The sequence below is a fragment of the Enterobacter pseudoroggenkampii genome (assembly GCF_026420145.1).
Classification (GTDB): domain Bacteria; phylum Pseudomonadota; class Gammaproteobacteria; order Enterobacterales; family Enterobacteriaceae; genus Enterobacter; species Enterobacter pseudoroggenkampii.
Map to the genome: position 1 here is coordinate 1,523,800 of NZ_JAPMLV010000001.1, position 20,187 is coordinate 1,543,986.

18 protein-coding genes are annotated in these 20,187 nt (G+C 57.1%); 6 read left to right on the forward strand and 12 right to left on the reverse strand.

Annotated features, from left to right (window positions below):
• Nucleotides 1-3: 3 nt before the first annotated feature.
• The 3 genes from OTG14_RS07455 to OTG14_RS07465 are packed head-to-tail and all read right to left on the reverse strand — an operon-like array spanning nt 4 to nt 3,021.
• The gene (locus OTG14_RS07455; RefSeq protein WP_267214829.1) at nt 4-1,254 is read right to left on the reverse strand and encodes an efflux RND transporter periplasmic adaptor subunit; all 1,251 of its coding nucleotides are present in this window, start codon (nt 1,252-1,254) and stop codon (nt 4-6) included.
• Nucleotides 1,255-1,265: 11 nt separating this feature from the next.
• Nucleotides 1,266-1,607, reverse strand: a complete 342-nt coding sequence (gene cusF, locus OTG14_RS07460; RefSeq protein WP_024908525.1) for a cation efflux system protein CusF — start codon at nt 1,605-1,607, stop codon at nt 1,266-1,268.
• A 28-nt stretch (nt 1,608-1,635) separates the two neighbouring features.
• On the reverse strand, nt 1,636-3,021 hold the full coding sequence (locus OTG14_RS07465) for an efflux transporter outer membrane subunit (RefSeq protein WP_267214830.1): 1,386 nt from the start codon (nt 3,019-3,021) through the stop codon (nt 1,636-1,638).
• Between the two features lie 162 nt (nt 3,022-3,183).
• Here OTG14_RS07465 and OTG14_RS07470 point away from each other — a divergent pair, with 162 nt between their 5' ends.
• Together OTG14_RS07470 and OTG14_RS07475 are read left to right on the forward strand one after the other, a co-directional pair.
• Entirely contained in the window at nt 3,184-3,867 is a 684-nt protein-coding gene (locus OTG14_RS07470; RefSeq protein WP_069719214.1) for a copper/silver response regulator transcription factor, read from the forward strand.
• The gene (locus OTG14_RS07475; protein ID WP_148768649.1) at nt 3,857-5,311 is read left to right on the forward strand and encodes a Cu(+)/Ag(+) sensor histidine kinase; all 1,455 of its coding nucleotides are present in this window, start codon (nt 3,857-3,859) and stop codon (nt 5,309-5,311) included. The genes OTG14_RS07470 and OTG14_RS07475 overlap by 11 nt, the downstream gene beginning before the upstream one ends.
• 3 nt (nt 5,312-5,314) lie before the next feature.
• On the opposite strand, the gene OTG14_RS07480 is transcribed toward OTG14_RS07475, so the two are convergent.
• The gene (locus tag OTG14_RS07480; protein ID WP_267214831.1) at nt 5,315-6,220 is read right to left on the reverse strand and encodes a LysR family transcriptional regulator; all 906 of its coding nucleotides are present in this window, start codon (nt 6,218-6,220) and stop codon (nt 5,315-5,317) included.
• A 117-nt stretch (nt 6,221-6,337) separates the two neighbouring features.
• On the opposite strand from OTG14_RS07480, the gene OTG14_RS07485 reads away from it, so the two are divergent.
• Nucleotides 6,338-7,753, forward strand: a complete 1,416-nt coding sequence (locus tag OTG14_RS07485; protein ID WP_267214832.1) for an MFS transporter — start codon at nt 6,338-6,340, stop codon at nt 7,751-7,753.
• A gap of 49 nt (nt 7,754-7,802) precedes the next feature.
• On the opposite strand, the gene OTG14_RS07490 is transcribed toward OTG14_RS07485, so the two are convergent.
• The 5 genes from OTG14_RS07490 to OTG14_RS07510 all read right to left on the reverse strand — a co-directional run bounded on the left by OTG14_RS07490 (nt 7,803) and on the right by OTG14_RS07510 (nt 11,471).
• Nucleotides 7,803-8,237 carry a hypothetical protein gene (locus OTG14_RS07490; RefSeq protein WP_267214833.1) on the reverse strand — a complete coding sequence of 145 codons (435 nt, stop codon included), beginning with the start codon at nt 8,235-8,237 and terminating at the stop codon, nt 7,803-7,805.
• On the reverse strand, nt 8,215-8,532 hold the full coding sequence (locus tag OTG14_RS07495; RefSeq protein WP_267214834.1) for a polymorphic toxin type 44 domain-containing protein: 318 nt from the start codon (nt 8,530-8,532) through the stop codon (nt 8,215-8,217). The genes OTG14_RS07490 and OTG14_RS07495 overlap by 23 nt, the downstream gene beginning before the upstream one ends.
• Nucleotides 8,533-8,760: 228 nt before the next feature.
• Entirely contained in the window at nt 8,761-9,756 is a 996-nt protein-coding gene (locus OTG14_RS07500) for a DUF2891 domain-containing protein (protein ID WP_267214835.1), read from the reverse strand.
• Between the two features lie 9 nt (nt 9,757-9,765).
• Complete coding sequence (locus OTG14_RS07505; RefSeq protein WP_267214836.1) at nt 9,766-10,752, reverse strand: DUF979 domain-containing protein; 987 nt, start codon at nt 10,750-10,752, stop codon at nt 9,766-9,768.
• Nucleotides 10,749-11,471, reverse strand: a complete 723-nt coding sequence (locus OTG14_RS07510) for a DUF969 domain-containing protein (protein ID WP_008501655.1) — start codon at nt 11,469-11,471, stop codon at nt 10,749-10,751. The genes OTG14_RS07505 and OTG14_RS07510 overlap by 4 nt, the downstream gene beginning before the upstream one ends.
• Before the next feature lie 200 nt (nt 11,472-11,671).
• Here OTG14_RS07510 and OTG14_RS07515 point away from each other — a divergent pair, with 200 nt between their 5' ends.
• Entirely contained in the window at nt 11,672-12,217 is a 546-nt protein-coding gene (locus OTG14_RS07515; protein ID WP_024908533.1) for a winged helix DNA-binding protein, read from the forward strand.
• Here OTG14_RS07515 and glgX read toward each other — a convergent pair whose 3' ends face one another.
• From glgX to treZ, 3 genes are read right to left on the reverse strand one after another with little or no spacing between them, the layout of a single operon-like run.
• Nucleotides 12,218-14,293, reverse strand: coding sequence for a glycogen debranching protein GlgX (gene glgX, locus OTG14_RS07520; RefSeq protein ID WP_157189199.1), 2,076 nt, complete (start codon nt 14,291-14,293; stop codon nt 12,218-12,220).
• Nucleotides 14,294-14,308: 15 nt separating this feature from the next.
• A complete protein-coding gene (gene treY / locus OTG14_RS07525) occupies nt 14,309-16,777 on the reverse strand; it encodes a malto-oligosyltrehalose synthase (RefSeq protein ID WP_267214837.1) in 2,469 nt (822 codons plus the stop codon).
• Nucleotides 16,774-18,561 carry a malto-oligosyltrehalose trehalohydrolase gene (gene treZ / locus OTG14_RS07530; protein WP_267214838.1) on the reverse strand — a complete coding sequence of 596 codons (1,788 nt, stop codon included), beginning with the start codon at nt 18,559-18,561 and terminating at the stop codon, nt 16,774-16,776. The genes treY and treZ overlap by 4 nt, the downstream gene beginning before the upstream one ends.
• 132 nt (nt 18,562-18,693) lie before the next feature.
• Here treZ and OTG14_RS07535 point away from each other — a divergent pair, with 132 nt between their 5' ends.
• Entirely contained in the window at nt 18,694-19,221 is a 528-nt protein-coding gene (locus OTG14_RS07535) for a GNAT family N-acetyltransferase (RefSeq protein ID WP_032647299.1), read from the forward strand.
• A gap of 86 nt (nt 19,222-19,307) precedes the next feature.
• The gene (locus OTG14_RS07540) at nt 19,308-20,057 is read left to right on the forward strand and encodes a 5'-nucleotidase, lipoprotein e(P4) family (RefSeq protein WP_280924584.1); all 750 of its coding nucleotides are present in this window, start codon (nt 19,308-19,310) and stop codon (nt 20,055-20,057) included.
• Nucleotides 20,058-20,187: the final 130 nt, after the last annotated feature.

The following is a 20,187-nucleotide window of genomic DNA, read 5'->3' on the forward strand; positions in this document are numbered from 1 at the left end:
TCCTTAATGGCCAGAATGCGCGCCGTCAGCCGTTTCAGCGTGACGCATGCGCTCCAGCGCGCCGGTAATATTGGCCTCCGAGTCAATCAGGAACAGACCGCTGACCACTATCGACTCTCCCTCTGCCAGTCCGCTACCAATGCCGGACTGCTGCTGAGCTTCATGCAGAACGTGGATCCTTTTCGGCACAAAATTCCCGTCCGCATCAACGGTAATAACGCGCTGTTCTTTGCCGGTATCGATTACGGCCTGGGAGGGGATCAGCAGCATTTCCTGGCTTTGGGTATTCAGCTTCAGGTACGCATTCATGCCCGGTTTCAGCAGTTCATCCTTGTTGGAGACCTGCAGGCGCACCTGCAGCGTACGGGTGGTTTGATCCACGCTCGGCAGAAGACTCCACTTTTCAACCGGGAAGGATTTATCCGGATAAGCCGGTATGGAAACAGCAAACTGCGAGGTATCTTTCAGCAGATAAGCGATGGATTCAGGTACTGCCGCGCCGATCCAGACCGGATCCATTCCCTGAATTTGCGCCACCACCTTATCTTTGGAAATATTCATCCCGGTACGCAGGTCAAAGGCCGTGATCACCCCGTCGATAGGCGCCTTGATGGTAAACCGGGTCTGGATCGTTCGGGTCGCACGCAGCCTCTGAATATCGTCATCCGGCATTCCGGCCAGGCGAAGACGCTCCAGCACACCTTTTATTTGCGTTGGCGTTCCACCGGTGCCGGATAGCAGCAGAAACTCGCTCTGCGCTTCGACCCAGTCCGGAATGGTAATATCAATCAGCGGCGTGCCTTTCTTCACCTTATCGCCCGTCGTCAGCGGATACACTTTCTCCACGAACCCTTCCGCGCGCGCCTGCACAATGACAAACTGATAGTCGTTATAGCTGACGTTGGCCGGGATCGTCTGGGCATAATTCAGCGTTCCGCGCGTCACCTTTTGCGTTTTTAATCCCAGGTTCTGAACCTGTGTCGGGTCGATACGTATTCCGGTGCTGCTTTTATCGTCATTTTCATCCGCATATTTAGGCACCAGATCCATATCCATAAACGGCGATTTACCAGGCTTATCGAATTTCACGTCAGGCTTCATCGGGTCATACCAGAAAAGCACCTTTCTTACAGAAACGCTCTTTTCTGTTTTTTCAGACGAATGAAAAGCCTGCCATGCCGTCACGGATATCAGCCCTCCCGCAATCAGGCTGCTGACTATCATGGCAGCATATTTTATTTTTAATGAGGCCATGCCGTATCTCGCTATTTAATGCTCTTCAGTAAAGAGATATTGCCCTGCTGAACAAACGAAAAATCAACGTGACTGCCGACCTTTAAGGCGTTAATGCTCTCATCGGCCTGAATAAAGGTGAAACGCATGGTCATCGCGGGCCAGCCAATCGCCGGGATGGCCTCATGAGAAATCGTGACTTTTTTATTCGTGAGATCAATGTCCTTCACGATACCGGTCCCGGTGATGAGCTGCTCTGAGCTCCCTTCGCTGGCAGCACTCATCCCCTCGTGCTGATGAACTTCAGCCTGGAGGCCAGCAGAAAACACAATAGAGATCGCACCGAATACAACAGCCTTAAGTGAATTGCGCATATTTCTTTTCCTGTTTAATTAAATACCGTTATTCGACCCAACCGCCGCCGAGCGCGGTGAAGAGATTAATTTCATTAACCTGCCGGGCATAAATAAGGTCGAGAATATTTTGCTGCGTGGAGAAAAGAGAACGTTCCGCATCAAGCACTTCGATATAGCTGACCGCCCCGCTGGAATATAACCCTCTGGCCCGCTGCAGGGTAATGCGTAGCGAATCAAGATACCGCTGTTGCGCAGCAAGCTGCTGGTTAATGCTGTCCCGCAGCGCGAGCGCGTCGGCAACCTGTTTGAAGGCGGACTGAATTTTTTGTTCGTAATTAACAACCGACTGCTGCTGGCGAATTTCAGCCAGCTTCAGGTTGGCCTTATTCCTGCCCGCATTGAAAATGGGAATTTCGATTTTAGGAATAAAATTCCACATCCCGCTCCCTGACGTGAACAGGCTGGATAATTCCGTACTACCTGTGGAAAGCCCGCTGGTTAGTGATATGGACGGGAAAAAGGCGGCACGCGCCGCGCCGATATTCGCATCCGCCGCTTTAAGCTGATACTCCGCCTCCATAATATCCGGGCGCTGCAGCAGTATCGCTGAGGAAAGATGGGGAGGCAGTTTTACCGGCGCAACGTCGCCGGCATTCATGCCGCTGTCGCCCGGGAGCGCGCGATACGTGCCGAGGACCAGCTGCAGGGCATTATTGGCCTGCGCCAGCTCTCCCTCTCGTTTGGCAATATCTGCCTGCGTGCTTTCGATCTGTCCCCGGGCCTGTTCCAGCGCCAGGACGTTCGTACTGCCCGTCACCAGCTGCTGCTCAACGAACGCATAAGACTGCTGGTAATTTGTCAGCGTTTCCCGCGCAATACGCAGCTGTTTATACGCCAGCTGCTGGTTGAAATAGCTCTGGGAAACGTTAGAGACGAGCAGAATATGCACCGCGCGACGGGCCTCTTCACTGGCGAAATAGTTTTGTCGGTCAGCCTCGCTCATGTTTCTCAGCTTGCCGAAGAAGTCGAGTTCATAGCTAAGCGCAAGTCCCGCGTCGTACTGCTGCGTGGTGGGTTTGTCACTTTTAAGCCCGCCGCTGTACGTGATACCCGAAGAGGCATTCAGCTGAGGATAACGGTCTGCATCCGTCACGTTGAACTGCGCCCGCGCCTCTTCAACCTTCAGGGCGGCCATTTTTACATCGCGATTGTTATTCAGGGCTTCCGCAATCAGCCCCGCTACCTGCGGGTCGACAAAAAAGGTGCGCCAGCCGGTGTCCTGATAACCCGCCACCGCGGGCGTCAGACCGTTGCGCGAGAGTGAAAATTGCTGAGGTACCGGTGACGCCGGGCGCTGATAGTCGGGGGCCAGCGAGACGCAGCCTGCCAGGATAAATACCGTACTGATGCTTAGTCGTTTTAACAGGAACATAACGGTCCAGATGAAGTCCAGAGTATTTTTAGGGCTACTCTACGGAACACATCCTGTTTGACGGGTGACAGGATAATGACAATGTTGTCATTTTTAACGTAAGTCATTGTGAACGGTCGCGGGCGCCATAGAATGTCATCAGCAGCCATTCTGGGGAGCATGATGAAAATACTGATCGTCGAAGACGAAATGAAAACCGGTGAGTACCTGAGTAAGGGGCTGACTGAAGCGGGGTTTGTCGTAGACCACGCGGATAATGGCCTGAACGGCTACCATCTCGCCATGACCGCTGAATACGATCTGCTGATTCTGGATATCATGCTGCCCGATGTGAACGGCTGGGACATTGTCCGTATGCTCCGCTCTGCCGGCAAAGGGATGCCCATTCTGTTACTTACGGCTCTCGGTACGATTGAACATCGGGTTAAAGGGCTGGAGCTGGGCGCGGATGATTATCTGATTAAGCCTTTCGCCTTTGCCGAGCTGCTCGCCAGGGTAAGGACGCTGTTAAGACGCGGAAATACGGTGATCGCGGAAAGCCAGCTTCAGGTGGCAGATCTTACGGTTGACCTCGTGTCGAGAAAGGTCAGCCGGGCCGGAAGTCGCATCATGTTAACCAGCAAAGAGTTCAGCCTGCTGGAGTTTTTCATGCGCCATCAGGGAGAAGTGCTTCCCCGCTCCCTGATTGCCTCCCAGGTGTGGGACATGAATTTTGACAGCGACACAAACGCGATTGATGTGGCGGTAAAGCGGCTGCGCGCGAAAATCGATAACGATTTTGAACCAAAGCTGATCCAGACGGTGCGCGGCGTGGGCTATATGCTGGAGGTGCCGGATGCACGTTAAGCTTCCCCGGCGCCCCTTTTCTCTTGCCCTGCGGCTGACCTTTCTTATCAGTCTCTCCACTATACTGGCCTTTTTCGCCTTTACCTGGTTTATGCTCCATTCCGTTGAAAAGCATTTCGCCGAGCAGGATATCAGCGATCTGCAGCAAATCAGTACTGCGATGCACCGCATACTGCAATCACCGGCCGATCCCGATCAAAAGAAAATCAGCAAGATTAAAGAGTCGATCGCCAGCTACCGCAACGTGGCCGTCCTGCTTCTGGATCCGCAGGGCAATACCCTGTTCAGCTCGGCGCAAGGGGCGGCTTTGCGCCCGGCAATGAACACGGCGAACTTTAGCGAACACCGTCGCGCACAGGATGTGTTTCTCTGGACGGTAGAAGACCCGGCCAACCCCATGCACGCCGGGTCCGACATGAAAATGGAAACCTACCGGATTATCGCCTCTTCAGGCACGGCGACGCTGCAGGGAAAAACCCAGGACTACGTCATGCTGATCGGGCTCTCCATTAATTTTCATCTCCACTATCTTGAAGCGCTGAAAAAGAATCTCCTGGCGATTGCAGCGGTTATCAGCCTGCTGATTATCCTTGTCATTCGCATCGCGGTGCGCCAGGGACATTTGCCTCTGCGTAACGTCAGCAACGCCATAAAAAACATCACCTCTGAAAATCTGGATGCACGACTGGAGCCGTCCCGCGTACCCGTTGAGCTGGAGCAGCTGGTCATCTCCTTCAACCAGATGATCGAAAAGATTGAAGATGTCTTTACCCGTCAGGCTAACTTTTCCGCCGACATCGCGCACGAAATCAGAACCCCCATCACCAACCTGGTGACGCAAACGGAAATCGCGCTGAGTCAGAACCGCACTCCGAAGGAGCTGGAGGATGTGTTGTACTCCAGCCTGGAAGAGTACAACCGGATGACCCGCATGGTCAGCGACATGCTTTTCCTGGCGCAGGCGGATAACAATCAGCTCATCCCTGACCGGGTGATGTTTGATTTAAGCGCCGAGGTCATGAAAGTGTTTGATTTCTTCGAAGCCTGGGCGGAAGAACGTCACATCGCGCTGAAGTTTAACGGGATGCCCTGCCTGATAGAAGGCGATCCGCAGATGTTCAGAAGGGCCATAAATAATCTGTTATCCAACGCCCTGCGCTATACACCAGCGGGCAAAACGGTGACGGTCACACTGCGAAAACAGGATAACGACGTTGAGCTGGTGACAGAAAACCCCGGCACGCCGATCCCGCAGGCGCATCTGCCGAAGCTGTTTGACCGTTTTTATCGCGTCGATCCGTCCAGGCAGCGTAAAGGCGAAGGCAGCGGAATTGGGCTTGCTATCGTGAAGTCCATTGTCACCGCACATCAGGGAAAAGTCCGCGTGGAATCGGATGCGGTGTCGACGCGCTTCATCCTCACCGTGCCGGGGAAAGTGCTCTGAGCGTCAGCAAACATCACGGCACACCTCAAGGACCTTTTCCCTGAGCCACCGGTGCGCCGGGTCCCTCTCCATGCGCGGATGCCACATCTGTGAAACCGTTATGGTCCGGGTCTTAAAGGGCAGTTCAAAGACGTGCACGCGCTCGGTCATCGCCTGATTGAGCAGATATAACGCCGGCACCATGGCAATCAGATCGGACGCCAGCGCCACGGATAACGCCGTCGGGAATCCAGGCACCACGCTGGCGACCTTGCGCTTCATCCCGCGCTCCGCCAGCGCCTCATCGACAAACCCGTGCAGCGATCCGTCCGGCGAGGCCACCACATGCCCCCAGGCGACATAGTCACTCAGGCTGACCTCCGGCTGCTCTGACAGCGGATGCCCCTTACGCACCGCGCCAACAAACCGATCCTGAAAGAGCCTTTGCAGCCGTATTTCAGGCCCCATATTGCCCTGCACGCCGATCTCCAGGTCGACCAGCCCCTCACGCAAGTAGCGCGACGTTTTTTCCGGTTTCGGTGAGAAGCGGATGCACACCCCGGGCGCGACGCTCGCCACCGCAGCAATGAGCAGAGGCCCAAACGCCACCACAAAACCGTCGTTAGCCCGGATGGTGAACAGTCGTTCAAGGCTTTCCACCTTCAGCGTGTCGGTGGAGGGCTGCAGCACCGCCCTCGCCTCGTGCACGGCGCTTCTGGCGCGGTCCCGGGTGGCTTCGGCCCAGGGCGTCAGCACCATATGACGACCGGCCCGTACCAGAATAGGATCGCCGGTCACCTCCCGCAGCCGGCTCAGGGTGCGGCTCATGGCGGAGGTGCTCAGGCTCAAACGTCGCGCCGCGCCCGCCACGCTGGCTTCTGCCAGCAGAACGTCGAGCGCAACCAGAAGGTTAAAGTCAGGATCGGACACGATGCCTCCTCAGATGTGGCGTTACGTGCAATGATTAAGTGCAAATGCTGCGTCTTCCGCCTTGTATACCGCATGATTATAGTTTCGTCATCACGATTCTTATCCGGAGTAACGACGATGACGCTATTTACCAACCTGCCCGGCGATGAAGGTTTACCCGGGCACGAACGCGCCAGGGTCCTGGCCGCCGTTATGACCACCACGCTGATGGGCGTTTTTGACGGTACCATGATCAACATCGCGCTCCCCTCCATGGCAAGAGCGATGCAGGTCCCTGCGAACGTTGCGGTCTGGTTCGCCAACGGTTATCTGCTGTCAGCGGCGATGACGTTGGCCATCTTCGCGGCGCTGGCAGCCCGCGTGGGCTATCGCCCAATCTTTCTGGCCGGGCTTGCGACCTTTACGCTCACCTCGCTCGGTTGCGCGCTGGCAAAAACGCCGGAAATGTTAACCGCGATGCGAATTCTGCAGGGCATCGGCGGCGCGGCGACCCTGAGCATCGCCCCGGCGATCCTGCGCTCCGTTTTTCCGGGCCGGTTGCTGGGCCGCATTCTGGGGCTACACGCCCTGCTTATCGCCTCCAGCACGGCGATTGCCCCGGTGCTCGGCGGAACAATACTGGACGCCCTGAGCTGGCAATGGCTGTTCGCCATTAACCTTATTCCAGGCAGCATCGCCCTGCTGCTGGCATGGTGGGCCTTGCCGCGGGAATCGGCCGCTGACCGCACTCCCTTTGACGCGCCGGGCGCCGTGCTCTCCGCCGTGCTGTTAGGTTCAGCGATCATGCTGGCCGACAGCCTTCAGCATGTGACGGAGCACATTAACCGGCAGGCCGTCTGCTGGGGCGTTGTCGCGCTGGTCGGCGCCTTCGCCTTTACCTGGCGTATCCGGCGCGCGCAACATCCGTTACTGCCGCCGGTGATGTTCAGAAACGGGCGCTTCACCCTCGCCGCGCTGACCTCGCTGGCGTCGTTTGTGAGCCAGGGGATCACGTTTGTCGCGCTGCCGTTCCTGTTTCAGAGCGTGTATGGCTACAGCCCGGTGGTGTCGGCGCTGCTGTTCACACCGTGGCCGATTGGCATCGTGCTGATCGCGCCGCACGCGGGGCGCTGGGCGGATACGATCTCCGCGCCGCTGATCTCGACCCTCGGGCTGGTGATTTTTGTGGGTGGGTTGGTCCTGCTGGCCACGTTGCCGGACAATCCTTCCGTGTGGAATATCTGCCTGCGCAGTCTGGTATGCGGTATTGGATTTGGCTGCTTCCAGAGCCCCAATAACCGGGAAATGCTCACTAACGTCGCGCGGGAATATGCCAGCTATGCCTCCGGCGTGTTGTCGATTGTGAGGACATTCGGCCAGTGTCTCGGCGCCGCCGTGGTGGGGGTGCTGCTGGCTGTGACTACAGGGTCAGATCATCAAACGCTTGATGACCGGGCCGTGCATCTGGCGCTGTGGATTGCGGTGATTGCCTCAACGGGATCGGTCTTATTTAGCCTGAGCAGGCTGCGCCCTGCTGTTCGGGCATCAGCGTAAACTATTGCAGCGCCGAGAGGCGCTGCTCGTTTTTACGCATATATGTTAATTAATCTCTTATTCCATTGGCTATGAGGTTAATTACAGGCATGATCGCTACACCATCTGCATAGAACAGATCAGAATTAGTGAATGAATAAACCTTGCCAGTGATTTTTACATTTACCGTGCCCCCATAAACTGAAGCCGTAACATTGCTTGTGTTGGCTTCAAGGAATGGTGATCGATCTTCAAGGGCTTTCATAATGTTCCCGCTGTTGTCTTTATCTAAGTAGAAGCGGTAAACACCCGACACCGTAGCGCCCCCATCATCATACTTTGTTATGTACAGTGTGACGGTATCAGAGAGTTTCTGTTTGCTGACAAAACTATCGTGAGGAGGTGCATTAAAATAGTATTGATATGTCAGAAACCCACAAACAACGAGCAATAGAATCGTTGTGAGTAAGAAATGAAGCCGTTTAATAACCGTATTTCTTTGCATATTCTATACCTTGCCTTATCCAAAACTGATCGTGAGGATCATCCCCATAAGGCGGTTTTTGATACCAGTGCCCCCATTTCTTTTTGGAGGTTTTAGCTCTTTCCTGCGCCCATCCAGCCCCCATCAATAGCGTTTTTGATGGTATCCCGGCGGCATAACCAGCCGAACCATAATTGAAGTTCCCAAAGGTTGTAGGGATAGCCATGTTTCTACTCATACCATGCGCTCTTGCAATCCTCATGTTTGCCAACACAAGTGCGATTCCTTCTTTAGGCAACAAAGGTATAACAGCCATATTAACCATCCATCCACTGTGGGTATGTGGCCGAGTATCGTACACTTTTGCGATGGTAAAAAAGATATCTGTTTCCAAAGAAATGACGGAAAAATATCCGACTAAGGTATTAATCGCATTAAAAATCAAAGAAATTTAGGCTGCGCTCTGCTCGGCCTACAGGCAAGCGTTGCACAATGTAAGCCGGGTAAGCGCAGCGCCACCCGGCAAGAAAGACGACTCGTTTGTTTACTCCAGCGCCAGCAGCGCAAAGCTCGCCAGCCAGTGCCCGCCGCTATAGTGGCTGCCGACGACATGCCCGACGCTGGCAGCCAGATGTTTCGTCACCGCCTCGCGCAACGCCGGTTGCGCCGGGTGGCTGGCAGGAAGCACTTTCGCAATGTGCTTCATACACCACGCGCGGCTGAGGTTTAACCCGTCCAGATGGGCAATTTTCGGGTCGGTACGGTCGCTCACCTCCGCCGGGTTCATCAGTGCCGTAACGGCGCTCACCTCCGGCAGAAACGCATCAAACCAGGCCGGGAAGTCTTCAGACACCTTGCTCATCAGCAGCGCCTCCGTCAGCGCGCCGGAAATATACTCGTCTCCGCCGGGTTCATAGTGTGCCGGATAGCGCGTGTCGGCGAGATAAAACCGCTCCGCTGCCGCCAGAATCGCCTGCTCAAGCGCCTTGTCTCCCACTGCGCGACCGTAATCGAGCGCCAGCGCGAGTGCAAACGCGGTGTTGTAGTGCGTCCCGACGCGGATCGGATAGGTGAGCTTACCGAGGTAATCCACCAGCCGGTTGCGAATATCCTGGGTGAGCGGTGCCAGCGTCTGGTACCAGCTCGCGGCCTGCGGCAGCGACGACTGCTTCAGCTCCTGGGCCAGCGCCAGCAGCCAGCCGTAACCATACGGGCGCTCAAACGAGGCGCGGAACGGCGCGGTAAAATAGGCCAGCTCCTTCGCCACGTTCTCTTCGGTCATGTGCTCGTCAAAAAGCGCGACGATCGCGTCCCGGCACGGTAATTCTGGATAGAGGCGCACGCAGCGCAGCAGCAGCCAGTAGCCGTGCACCGCCGAATGCCAGTCGAAACAGCCGTAGAAAATCGGGTGCAGTTCGCGAGGCGGCAGAACGTCACCATCATCATTCAGCAGGTGCATGATGTGGTTCGGGTATTCCTGGCGCAAATAGGTCAAAGGCATGCGGGCAAACGCGTCAGCCTGATGTTGCGTTAATTCCATAACAGCTCCTTAGCGAAACACGAGGAAATACATGAGGAACACGTTCACCACCAGCAGGGTTAACGCGGTCGGGATCTGGATCTTGATCACCTGATATTTGTCTTTCAGCTCCAGCAGCGCGGCGGGAACGATATTGAAGTTCGCGGCCATCGGCGTCATCAGCGTGCCGCAGTAGCCTGCGTACATGCCAATCGCCAGCAGCGGCGCAGGGTTGCCGTGATGCACGTTGATCAGAAACGGCAAGGCGATACCGGCACTTAATACCGGGAAGGCCGCAAAGGCATTACCCATTATCATGGTAAACAGCGCCATACCCACGCAGTAAATCACCACCAGCATAAAGCGGCTATCCGGGTTCACAAACAGGCTCACCACCTTCTGTACCGAGTCGCCCGTGTTAGCCACCACGAACACGCCGCCGAGCATGGCCAGCATCTGCGGCAGGATCACCGCCCAGCCGATAGTATCGACAAGACGACGAGACTGACGAACGGCATGCAGCGGCGTGCCTTTGGTCAGCCACCAGCCGGTGAGGATCGCCGCGACGCAGGCTACGCAAAGCGCCGCCAGTGTGAGCTGCTTCTGATCGAGCAGAAACACGCCGCCGACCGTAACGCCCTTCAGGAATAACGTGCCCAGCACCGTCACCACCGGGATCATCAGCGCGGGCAGGAACAGCCAGTTTTTGAGCCGGTTCGATGAGGCAACGCGCTCCTCCTCGGTCGACATTTTATAGTGCCCTTTCCCGACCAGACCAAACCCCGCCAGCAGCGCGATGGCGATAACGCCGCCGCCGATAATCCGGTACGCCAGCGATTTGCCGAGTTCCTGAACCATCAGATCGCCAAACAGGAAGATCCCGCCAAACAAGAACCAGAACAGCGCGGTGGTAAAGCGCTTCGGATTGGCGCGATCGCGCAGGGTCATCACAACCAGCAGCATCACGACAAAGCCAATCAGGTAGTACACGCGGTTAATGGTGATAAGCGTCATCATTGCGCGGCCTCCTGCGTACCCTGCTCTGCACGCCAGGCCATCACGTCGCGACGGATACTTGCATCGAGGCGCAGCAGGCGCGTCATATGAATAATCAACGCCGCAATGGCGGTTGGAATGGCCCACAGGCCGATATGCAGCGGTTCAATGCCCTGAATGCCATTCTCTTTCAGGAACGCGTCGATCAGCAGCACCGCTCCAAAGGCGATAAAGATATCTTCCCCAAAGAAGACCGCGATGTTGTCGCACGCGGCGGCGTGGGCTTTGATTTTGTCGCGAATGTGCTGCGGCAGCTCGCCATATTCGTTCAGCGCCGCCCCTTCGGCCATCGGCGCCAGCAGCGGGCGCACCGTCTGGGCGTGACCGCCCAGCGACATCAGACCCAGCGCGGCGGTACCTTCACGGGCGACAAAATAGAGCATCAGAATACGCGCTGAGGTGGCGCTGGCGATCTTCGCCACCCAGGCCTGGGCGCGCTCTTTAAGCCCGTAATATTCCAGCAGACCAATCACCGGCAGGATCAGGATGAAGGTGGCCAGCGATCGGCTATTGACGAATTTCTCGCCGAAGGTCTCCAGCAGCATGCCGAAATCCATCCCGACCAGCAGACCCGTCGCCAGCCCCGCCACCACGACCACCAGCAGCGGGTTGAAGCGCAGTGCAAAACCAATAACCACGATCGGTATCCCGATCAGCGGCAGCAGCGTAGTACCGTCCATAACGTTTACCCTATCGAAAGTGAGCGTTGCGCGCCGACGGCTATTTTTTTAATTTGCGGCGAGCGATGTTGTGTTTTGTTGGCAGGCTTCGCAAAACCTGCGCTAAAAAGCTATATCTGAACCTCAAAAACATGTAAACAAATTATCAATAAAATGTTCTTATTTTATCGATGAGTTTACATTTCTGGCTAAGGAACGTTATGACCTCAGAAAAGAGTGCTTCACCCGATCGCGACGATATCAACGATGGCCGGATCGTCTCTTCCCGCCATCTGGTATCCGAGCGCTGCGCGGAGTTATCAGAGCTGGAATATGCGCTGATCATGACCAGCAACGCGTTTAACAAATGGATGGTGCGGTGCATGACGGCAGCCGGCGAGCCCGATATGGGCGCCTTTGACGTTTCGCTGCTGCATCACGTGAACCACCGCGACCGCAAGAAAAAGCTGGCCGATATCTGCTTCGTCCTCAACGTGGAAGATACCCACGTGGTGACCTATGCCCTGAAAAAGCTGGTCAAAGCAGGCTACGTGACGAGCGAGAAAGCGGGTAAAGAGCTCTTTTTCTCTACCACGGAGGAAGGGAAAGCGCTGTGCATGAAATATCGGGACGTGCGGGAAGCGTGTCTGATTGCGATCCACGCGGAGAGCGGCATTGCCGGGAAGTCGATTGGCGAGACCGCGCAGCTGTTACGCACGATCTCCTCCCTGTATGACACCGCCGCCCGGGCGGCGGCGTCACTGTAACTAAGGTCGTCGGAACAGCGTAATGCTGCGACCGGCCAGTTCATATTCTACGGTTTCGGTGATCGCTGTCCCGGTGGCAGCGTCATCCGCCGTAGACAGCTCCAGCACCCATCCCCCTTCGCCAAACTGCGGGATCTGGAACGGCACGGTGCCTTCAAACGGGTTGAACAGCATCAGCACGTCGTGCCAGATACCGTCCTCCTGCCGAAGATCCGGCCTGCTGATGGAGACCCCAAGCGTCGAACCTTCATCCCACTGCTCGGCCTGCTGTGGACCGCCTCCGGCATTGAACCAGCGGATCTCCAGCCCGTCGCGCCAGCTCTCACGACGCAGCAGCGGCTGTTGCGCGCGCAGGGCAATCAACCGCCGGGTGAACTCGCGCAGCGCGGCGTCATTTTCGGACAGCCCTTTCCAGTCGATCCATGAGATCTCACTGTCCTGGCAGTACCCGTTGTTGTTCCCCTTCTGCGTACGGCCAAACTCGTCCCCGGCCAGCAGCATCGGCGTGCCGTGGGAGAACAGCAGCGTGGTCAGGAAATTACGCTTCTGCCGTTCTCGGGTAGCAATAATATCTGGGTTCTCCGTCGGCCCTTCTTCGCCATAGTTGTAAGAACGGTTATCGTTATGCCCGTCGTTATTGTCCTCGCCGTTGTCGGCGTTATGCTTTTCGTTGTACGACACCAGGTCATTCAGCGTAAAGCCGTCATGGGCGGTGATGAAGTTGACGCTGGCCCACGGACGACGTCCGCGCAGATCGTACAGATCGCCGGAGCCGAGCAGCCGCGCGGCAAAGTCCGTGGAGACGTTATCCCCCTTCCAGTACTCGCGAACGGTGTCGCGGTACTTATCGTTCCACTCCCCCCAGCCCGGCGGGAATCCGCCCACCTGATAGCCGCCGGGACCGATATCCCAGGGTTCACCAATCAGCTTGAGTCGGGATAAGACCGGATCCTGAGTCATGGCATCGAAGAAACCGCCGCGCGGGTCAAACCCTTCAGGCTCGCGGCCCAGAATCGTCCCCAGATCGAAACGAAAACCGTCAATGTGCATCGATTCCGCCCAGTAGCGCAGGGAGTCCATCACCATCTGCAGCACGCGCGGGTGCGAGGTGTTGACCGTATTTCCCGTCCCGGTGTCGTTGATGTAATACCGGTGCTGGTCCGGGAGCGTGCGGTAATAGCTGTAGTTATCAATCCCCTTAAACGAGAGCGTCGGGCCAAGCTCGTTCCCTTCCGCCGTGTGGTTGTACACCACGTCCAGAATCACCTCGATGCCCGCGTCATGATAGGCGCGCACCATATCGCGAAAGCCCTGAATCCCCGCCGGGCCGTAGTAGCGCGACGCCGGAGCAAAGAAGCCCAGCGTGTTATAGCCCCAGAAGTTCTTCAGGCCGCGGTCGAGCAGATGCTGATCGTCCGGGAACCAGTGAACCGGCAGCAGCTCCACTGAGGTAATGCCCAGGCTTTTGATGTAGTCGACCGAGGCTTTATGCCCCATCCCCTCAAACGTTCCGCGCAGCTCGGGCGGAATGGCCGGGTTCATCTGGGTAAAGCCCTTCACGTGGCTCTCATAGACAACGGTATGCGGCCAGGGCACGTTCGGCCGGTTGTTGTCCTGCCAGTCAAAGGCGTTCGGGTCGATGACCCTGCCTTTCGGCGTAAACGGCGCGCTGTCTCGCGTATCAAAGCTCAAATCCAGCTCGTCATGCCCCAGCTCATAGCCGAAATGGGCGTCGTTCCAGTCGATGTCACCCACCAGTTCGCGGGCGTAGGGGTCGATAAGCAGCTTATGCGGGTTGAAGCGATGACCGTTTTCCGGGTCGTAGGGGCCGTAGACGCGATAGCCATACAGCGCCCCAGGCTTCAGGTCGGGCACATAGCCGTGCCAGACCTCATGGGTATATTCCGGCAGTTCCAGCCGGGCGATTTCGGTTTTCCCGGACGGGTCAAACAGACAGAGTTCCACCCGCTCAGCGTGAGCGGAGAACAGCGCGAAGTTGACCCCCTTCCCATCATAATTCGCACCCAACTGCTGGCCATGACCGGCCCGAATTTCAAACGTTGTATCCTTTGCCATTTTCGTTCTCCACGATTATTCGCAGGTAAGCAGAACCAGTACACATCCCTTTTCTGACGTTAAATCCAGCGTTTCTTGCAGCATGCGGCTTTCGCCGCTGAACAGATCCCGATAGCGCTTCCCGGCCAGTTCGTCGGGTAACGCGACCGTGGTATTGACCCACAGCTGATGATTATCGGTGACGTCAAAAACCAGACGCGGCACGGCAACAATCAGCACCTCGCCGTCCTTAACGCGCGCATAGACAATCAGGTTATCCTCGCGATCGCCGCTGACCTTAAGCGGCAGCCAGTCGCCGTAGCGGAAAAGCGCGTCGTAGTGCGGTCGAAGCCGCAGCAGCGTGGCGGTAACGAACTGTTTGACCCTGCCGTCACGCCAGCATATCGGGTTGTCAAACACCCCGGCATCCGCCGCGCTGAGGTGCTGCACCAGGGCCGGAAAGTCCGGCTCCCGTCGGTTATCCGGGTCGACAAGGCTAAAATTAAGCGCCTCGCTGCCCTGATAGATATCCGGGACGCCGGGCGCCGTCAGCTTGATCACCGTCTGGCTGAGGCTGTTCATCAGCCCGGCGCGGATAAAGGGCTGCATCGCCTCGCTGAAATCGTGCAGGAACAGGGTGTTGTCCGGTGAAAGCAGGTGCCGTGCATAGCTCAGCACCACGCTCTCATAGCTCTCGTTGCTGTCGATCCAGTCGGTGCGCTGCTTCGCCTCGCGCAGCGCTTTCTCAAGGAAGCCAAGGAAACGTTCTTCCAGTGATTTCAGCCCGTCGGCGTCGTCCGGTGACAGCGTGGCGGGCCAGACGCCCGCCAGCGCCTGGTAGATCATCCAGGTATCGGCGGCGTTCGGCGCGGTACCGTCATTGAGAAAACGCACCTGGGTCTGGTTCATCTGCCGCCAGCGGGCCAGGTTTTCACCCCACCGTTCCGGGGCTTCCGTCAGGGTGTAGAGACGCGCCCGGGCATCTTCCCCGCGCTTGGTATCGTGCGTGGAGGTGCCCAGCAGCGCGTCGGGCTGACGGGCCTGGCGAATACGCATCTCCTGGTGGAAGCGGGATAATGAAAACGCGCGCGGCGTCGGGTCGGCCCCCACTTCATTGAGCGCCAGCTCCAGGTTGTGGCGGAAGAACAGCGTGTCTTCAACGGATTTCGCCATCAGCGGCCCGGTGAGCTGCTGGAAGCGGGTCCTGAACAGCGCGGCGGTGTCGCAGCACGCTTCCGGCAGGTCGCCGGTAAGAATGCGCACGATCAGGCTGAGCGCCGCTTCCGACGTCTCCACGCTGGCAACCACGCGGTTAAGCAGCGCCACGTCCGTCTGGGTTAACCCCTCGCGAGTGCCATAGGTGCGGTAGACCGGAAACGCAATAAGCAGTTCGCGCAGCGCGTGGCGGATTTCCTCGCGCGGCAGCGCAACCTCATTGCGGCGGGCCAGATCGTCAGCAAGGTTCAGCAGCGTGGTGAATTCACCCTCAAAATTACGATCGGCCATCAGGCCTTTGGCATCGCGCAGTTCCGCGTGGCGATCGACCGTGATGCCCAGCGTCTCGTCGTGGATGGTCTCCAGGCGCGACAGACTATCGTCGTCGACCAGCACTTCCGCCAGCGAGGCGATAAACTCGTAGCCGGTGGTACCGGATACCGGCCAGTCAGAGGGGAGCTGTTCCCCTTTGGCGAGAATCTTTTCGACCGTAATGTAGCAGTCGGGCCCGGTGGCCTGCCGCAGGTGCTGCAGATAGCCCAGCGGATCCGCCAGGCCGTCGACATGGTCAATGCGCAGGCCGTCCACCACGCCCGCGTGGACCAGCTCAAGGATCAGCCGGTGCGTGTCGTCGAAGACCGCATCATCTTCAACCCGAACGCCGACCAGCCCGGTGATCTCAAAGAAGCGCCGCCACGAGAGCTGCTTCGGCGCTTCCCGCCAGGACATCAGCCGCCAGCTTTGCGCGTCGTGCAGCTCGGCAATGCTCTTCTCCTCGCTGTACGTGCCGGGGTTGAGCGGATACTCGGCGTCGTAGTAGACCAGCGCGGCCTTTTTCGTGACAGTGTCACGTTTTAGCGTGATAGCTCCCTTCTCCAGCTCCGCCTCAAAGGTGTCGCCAAGAAACGGCAGCGTTAGCGGTCGCGACCCGTCGATATCGAAGTAGCGGAAATAGCGGCTCTGCTGGCCATATTCAATTACGTCGCGCCACCAGAGGTTTTCCAGCGAGGTGGACATATGGTTCGGGACAATGTCCAGAATCAACCCCATGCCGGCCTGCTTGAGCGCGGCGGCCATGCGGTCAAACCCGTCTCGCCCGCCGATGGCGGGGTCGATTTCATTCGGGTTGGTTACGTCATAGCCGTGGGTGGACCCCGTCGTGGCAGTGAACACGGGCGACGCGTAAAGGTGGCTGATGCCGAGGTCCTTCAGATACGGCACCAGCGCCACAACGCGGTCAAACGTCATGCCGTTACGGAACTGAATTCGGTACGTGGCGGAAGGGATCATAACGATGCTTCTCCATTAGCAAAGCGAACGACAATACCGTTCGGCGGTAATACGTCGGTGACTTCCGGCGAGGCAAAACGCGTCTCCCCCGCCAGAGCGGGCAGCGCGACGGGCTTAATGCCGATATTCAGCGCCAGAGAGAGCGTCCCCGACGGAAAGCGCCAGCACACCGCTACCATGCCGGGCGCGGTCTTGAGCACATGGCCCTCAACGGCGCCGCACGGATGCAGAAGCGGAACGATATAGCGATGGCGCAGCGTCAGCAGGTGGCGCGTGTAGCGCAGCCACGTCTTGCCCTCGTCGGTGGCGACTTTATGCCAGTCGAGCTTTGAGCGGATAAACGTGTTCACGTCGTTCGGGTCCGGGACGGTTTCATCGTGCCCGGCATGACCGGTAAACTCTTTCGCGCGCCCTTCCCGCACCGCCTTTGCCAGTTCGCCGTGAAAGTCGGTGAAGAACAGGAACGGATGCGTTTCCCCAAACTCCTCGCCCATAAACAGCAGCGGGATATGCGGGGAGAGCAGCAGCGCGGCAAGCAGCACCCGCGTCTTGTCGGCACCCGCGAGGGAGATAAGCCGCTCGCCCTGGGCGCGATTGCCGGTCTGATCGTGGTTTTGGATAAAATCGACGAAGAACTGCGGTGGCTGCGTGCGGCATTCCACCCCGCGAGACTCGCCGGTTTGCAGAGATACCTCGCCCTGGTAGACAAAGCCTTCCGCCAGCGCCCGGGCGAACTTTTTCTCCGGCTCAAAGGCAAAGTCCTGGTAGTAGGCATGCGTCTCGCCGGTGGCAAACACGTGGGCGGCGTTGTGGAAGTCATCGTTCCACTCGCCGGTAAACAGCGGCGCGTTGCCTTGTTCATCGCGCGGATGCAGGAAAATCAAATTGCGGCTGTCTTCCGTGGTCAGGTGAACGTGACGGTGCGGAATGACCTCGCGGATCCTGGTGGCAATCTCCTCGAGAATATGCGTGTCGGAGCCGTCTTTTATCTGGTCGATGGCATCAAACCGCAGGCCGTCAAGGCGGTATTCCGTCAGCCAGTAGAGCGGCGCGTCGGTCATGTACTGCCTCACCGGCCCGCGCTCGTAGGCGATGCCGTTGCCCCAGGGCGTCATCCGCTGTGCATCGAAAAACGCGGGCGACAGCAAAGGCAGATAGTTCCCCTCCGGCCCGAAGTGGTTAAGCACGATATCCAGCACCACCGAAAGCCCCAGCCCGTGCGCGGCGTCGATAAACGCGTGGAAATCCTCCGGCGTACCGTAGGCTGAGTGTGGGGCATATAACAGCACACCGTCGTACCCCCAGCCGCGGGAACCGCCAAACTGAGAGACGGGCATCACTTCAAGCTGGGTAATCCCGAGTTCTGCCAGATACGGCAGCTTGTCGATGGCCGCCCGGAAGGTGCCCTCCGGGGTAAAGGTGCCCATGTGCAGTTCGTAAATAACCGTCTCTTCCCACGGACGCCCTGCCCAGTCGCGGTTGACCGGCTGGTAGCGTCGGGGATCGATCACCACCGAGGGGCCGTTAACGTCGCCCTTTTGCGCCCGCGAGGCGGGATCGGGCACCGCCATGCCGTCCTGAAGAACAAACTGATATTCTGCACCGTGCGTGACGCCGGGGACGTCTGCCTGGAACCAGCCGTCGCCCGTTGCCGTCATCGGCACGTCGGCGGTGGCCAGACGTAGCGTAAGTTCTTTCTGTCCTTCTGCCCAGACGCGAAAACGTACAACGTCATCGGAAATAAACTCAGCACCCCACCGCTTTTGAAATGTCCTGAATTCCATTCATTGTCCTCGAATGACCCACATTTTACGCGGAACGAAGTACAAGCTTAGTTCAGGATTAAAAGTGTGTTAGCCCAGCGGATTTAACCGCTTCGTCTATTCTTTATGAAATAACTCACTACCGGGAAAATTATGCAGATTCGAAAAGGATTAAATACGGACCTCGTCCGTCTTGAATGTTGTGACTTTTCTTTCACCATTAGCCACATTGCGCGAGAGCCCTTTATCCATTGTGATTTGCATATCGAAGCCGTCGCCGAGCCCTGGATAAAAACCTACGAGCTCGACATTCAAACCCTTGAAAATCACTGCGTTAATCCGGACGCCATATTTCTTGTTGCGGAAACGGATGACGGTGAAATAGCCGGATTTATTACCGCTTCAATTGGCTGGAATAAATTTATCTCAGTGGATTATATCGCCGTTGAGCGTACAAAACGCAGAACCGGCGCCGCACAAAAATTGATGGCCGCCGCCCACGTGTGGGCCCGCAGCGTAAACGCGCCGGGATTACGGCTTGAAACACAAAACGTAAACGTCTCTGCCTGTCTGTTTTACCGTCACTACGGATTTACCCTGGGCGGATACGACCGTTATCTCTACAACGCATTGCCGGAAAAAGACGAGGTCGCCCTGTTCTGGTATTACATGCTGGTCTAGCGACGCGACCGTCATATTTCTGTCATTGAATTTCATTACGCTTTCGGGATTTTAACCAGGGTGTTGAGGAAAAAAGCGTGAATTCAATGGCTAAGGCATTACTGCTGGCATTACCTGTTATGAGTGCAGCGGCAACCTCGACGGCTGCCGGGCGCGACCTGTGTGAACCGAAAGCGTACGAAATGGCGCTGCGCTATCAGCAGAAATCGGCAGAGATTATGGCCCTTCAGCTGCAAACCTATCGGTTTGCCACCGAGCGTTTCAACGAGAAGTTAAAGGAGCTGAAAACGCCCGAAAATTACGCCGTGGTGATGGACCTCGACGAAACGGTGCTGGATAACACCCCTCTGCTGGTGCGCGACGCGGAGCAGTGTCACGACTATACACAATGGGACACCTGGAGCGACTGGGAGAAGCAGGGAAAACCCGGCTTAATCCCGGGGGCGAAAGCGTTTCTTGACCACGTGAATCAAAGCAAGGTCCGGATCTACTACGTCTCGGATCGTATGCAGGAAAATAAAGCCGACACGCTGAAGACGTTAAACGCTCTCGGCCTGCCGCAGGTGTCTGACGAAAGCGTGCTGCTGGATACGGTCAGCAAGGAAGAGCGCCGCCAGAGCATCCTCAAAAAGCAGCAGATCGTGATGCTGTTCGGTGACAGCCTGCCGGACTTCGCCGTGCAGTTTAAAAACAAAAAGCCGAGCGAGCAGCAGCGTGAGCTGGTTGAAGCCAGCGCCGAACATTTCGGCAACGACTGGATTGTGCTGCCTAATGCCGCTTATGGCGCCTGGTCCAAAGCCACGCTCGATAGCTGGAACGCACCGCTGAAAAAATAAGGTCTTACGGGCTGGAAAAGGCATTGCCCGCCTTCCCGGCCCTTCGGTTGGCTATCCATCCCGTTTATAGGTCCTATCATTTCTGGGCAGGTTCTTATAATTTTACGGAGCAGTAAGATGAGCACTTTCA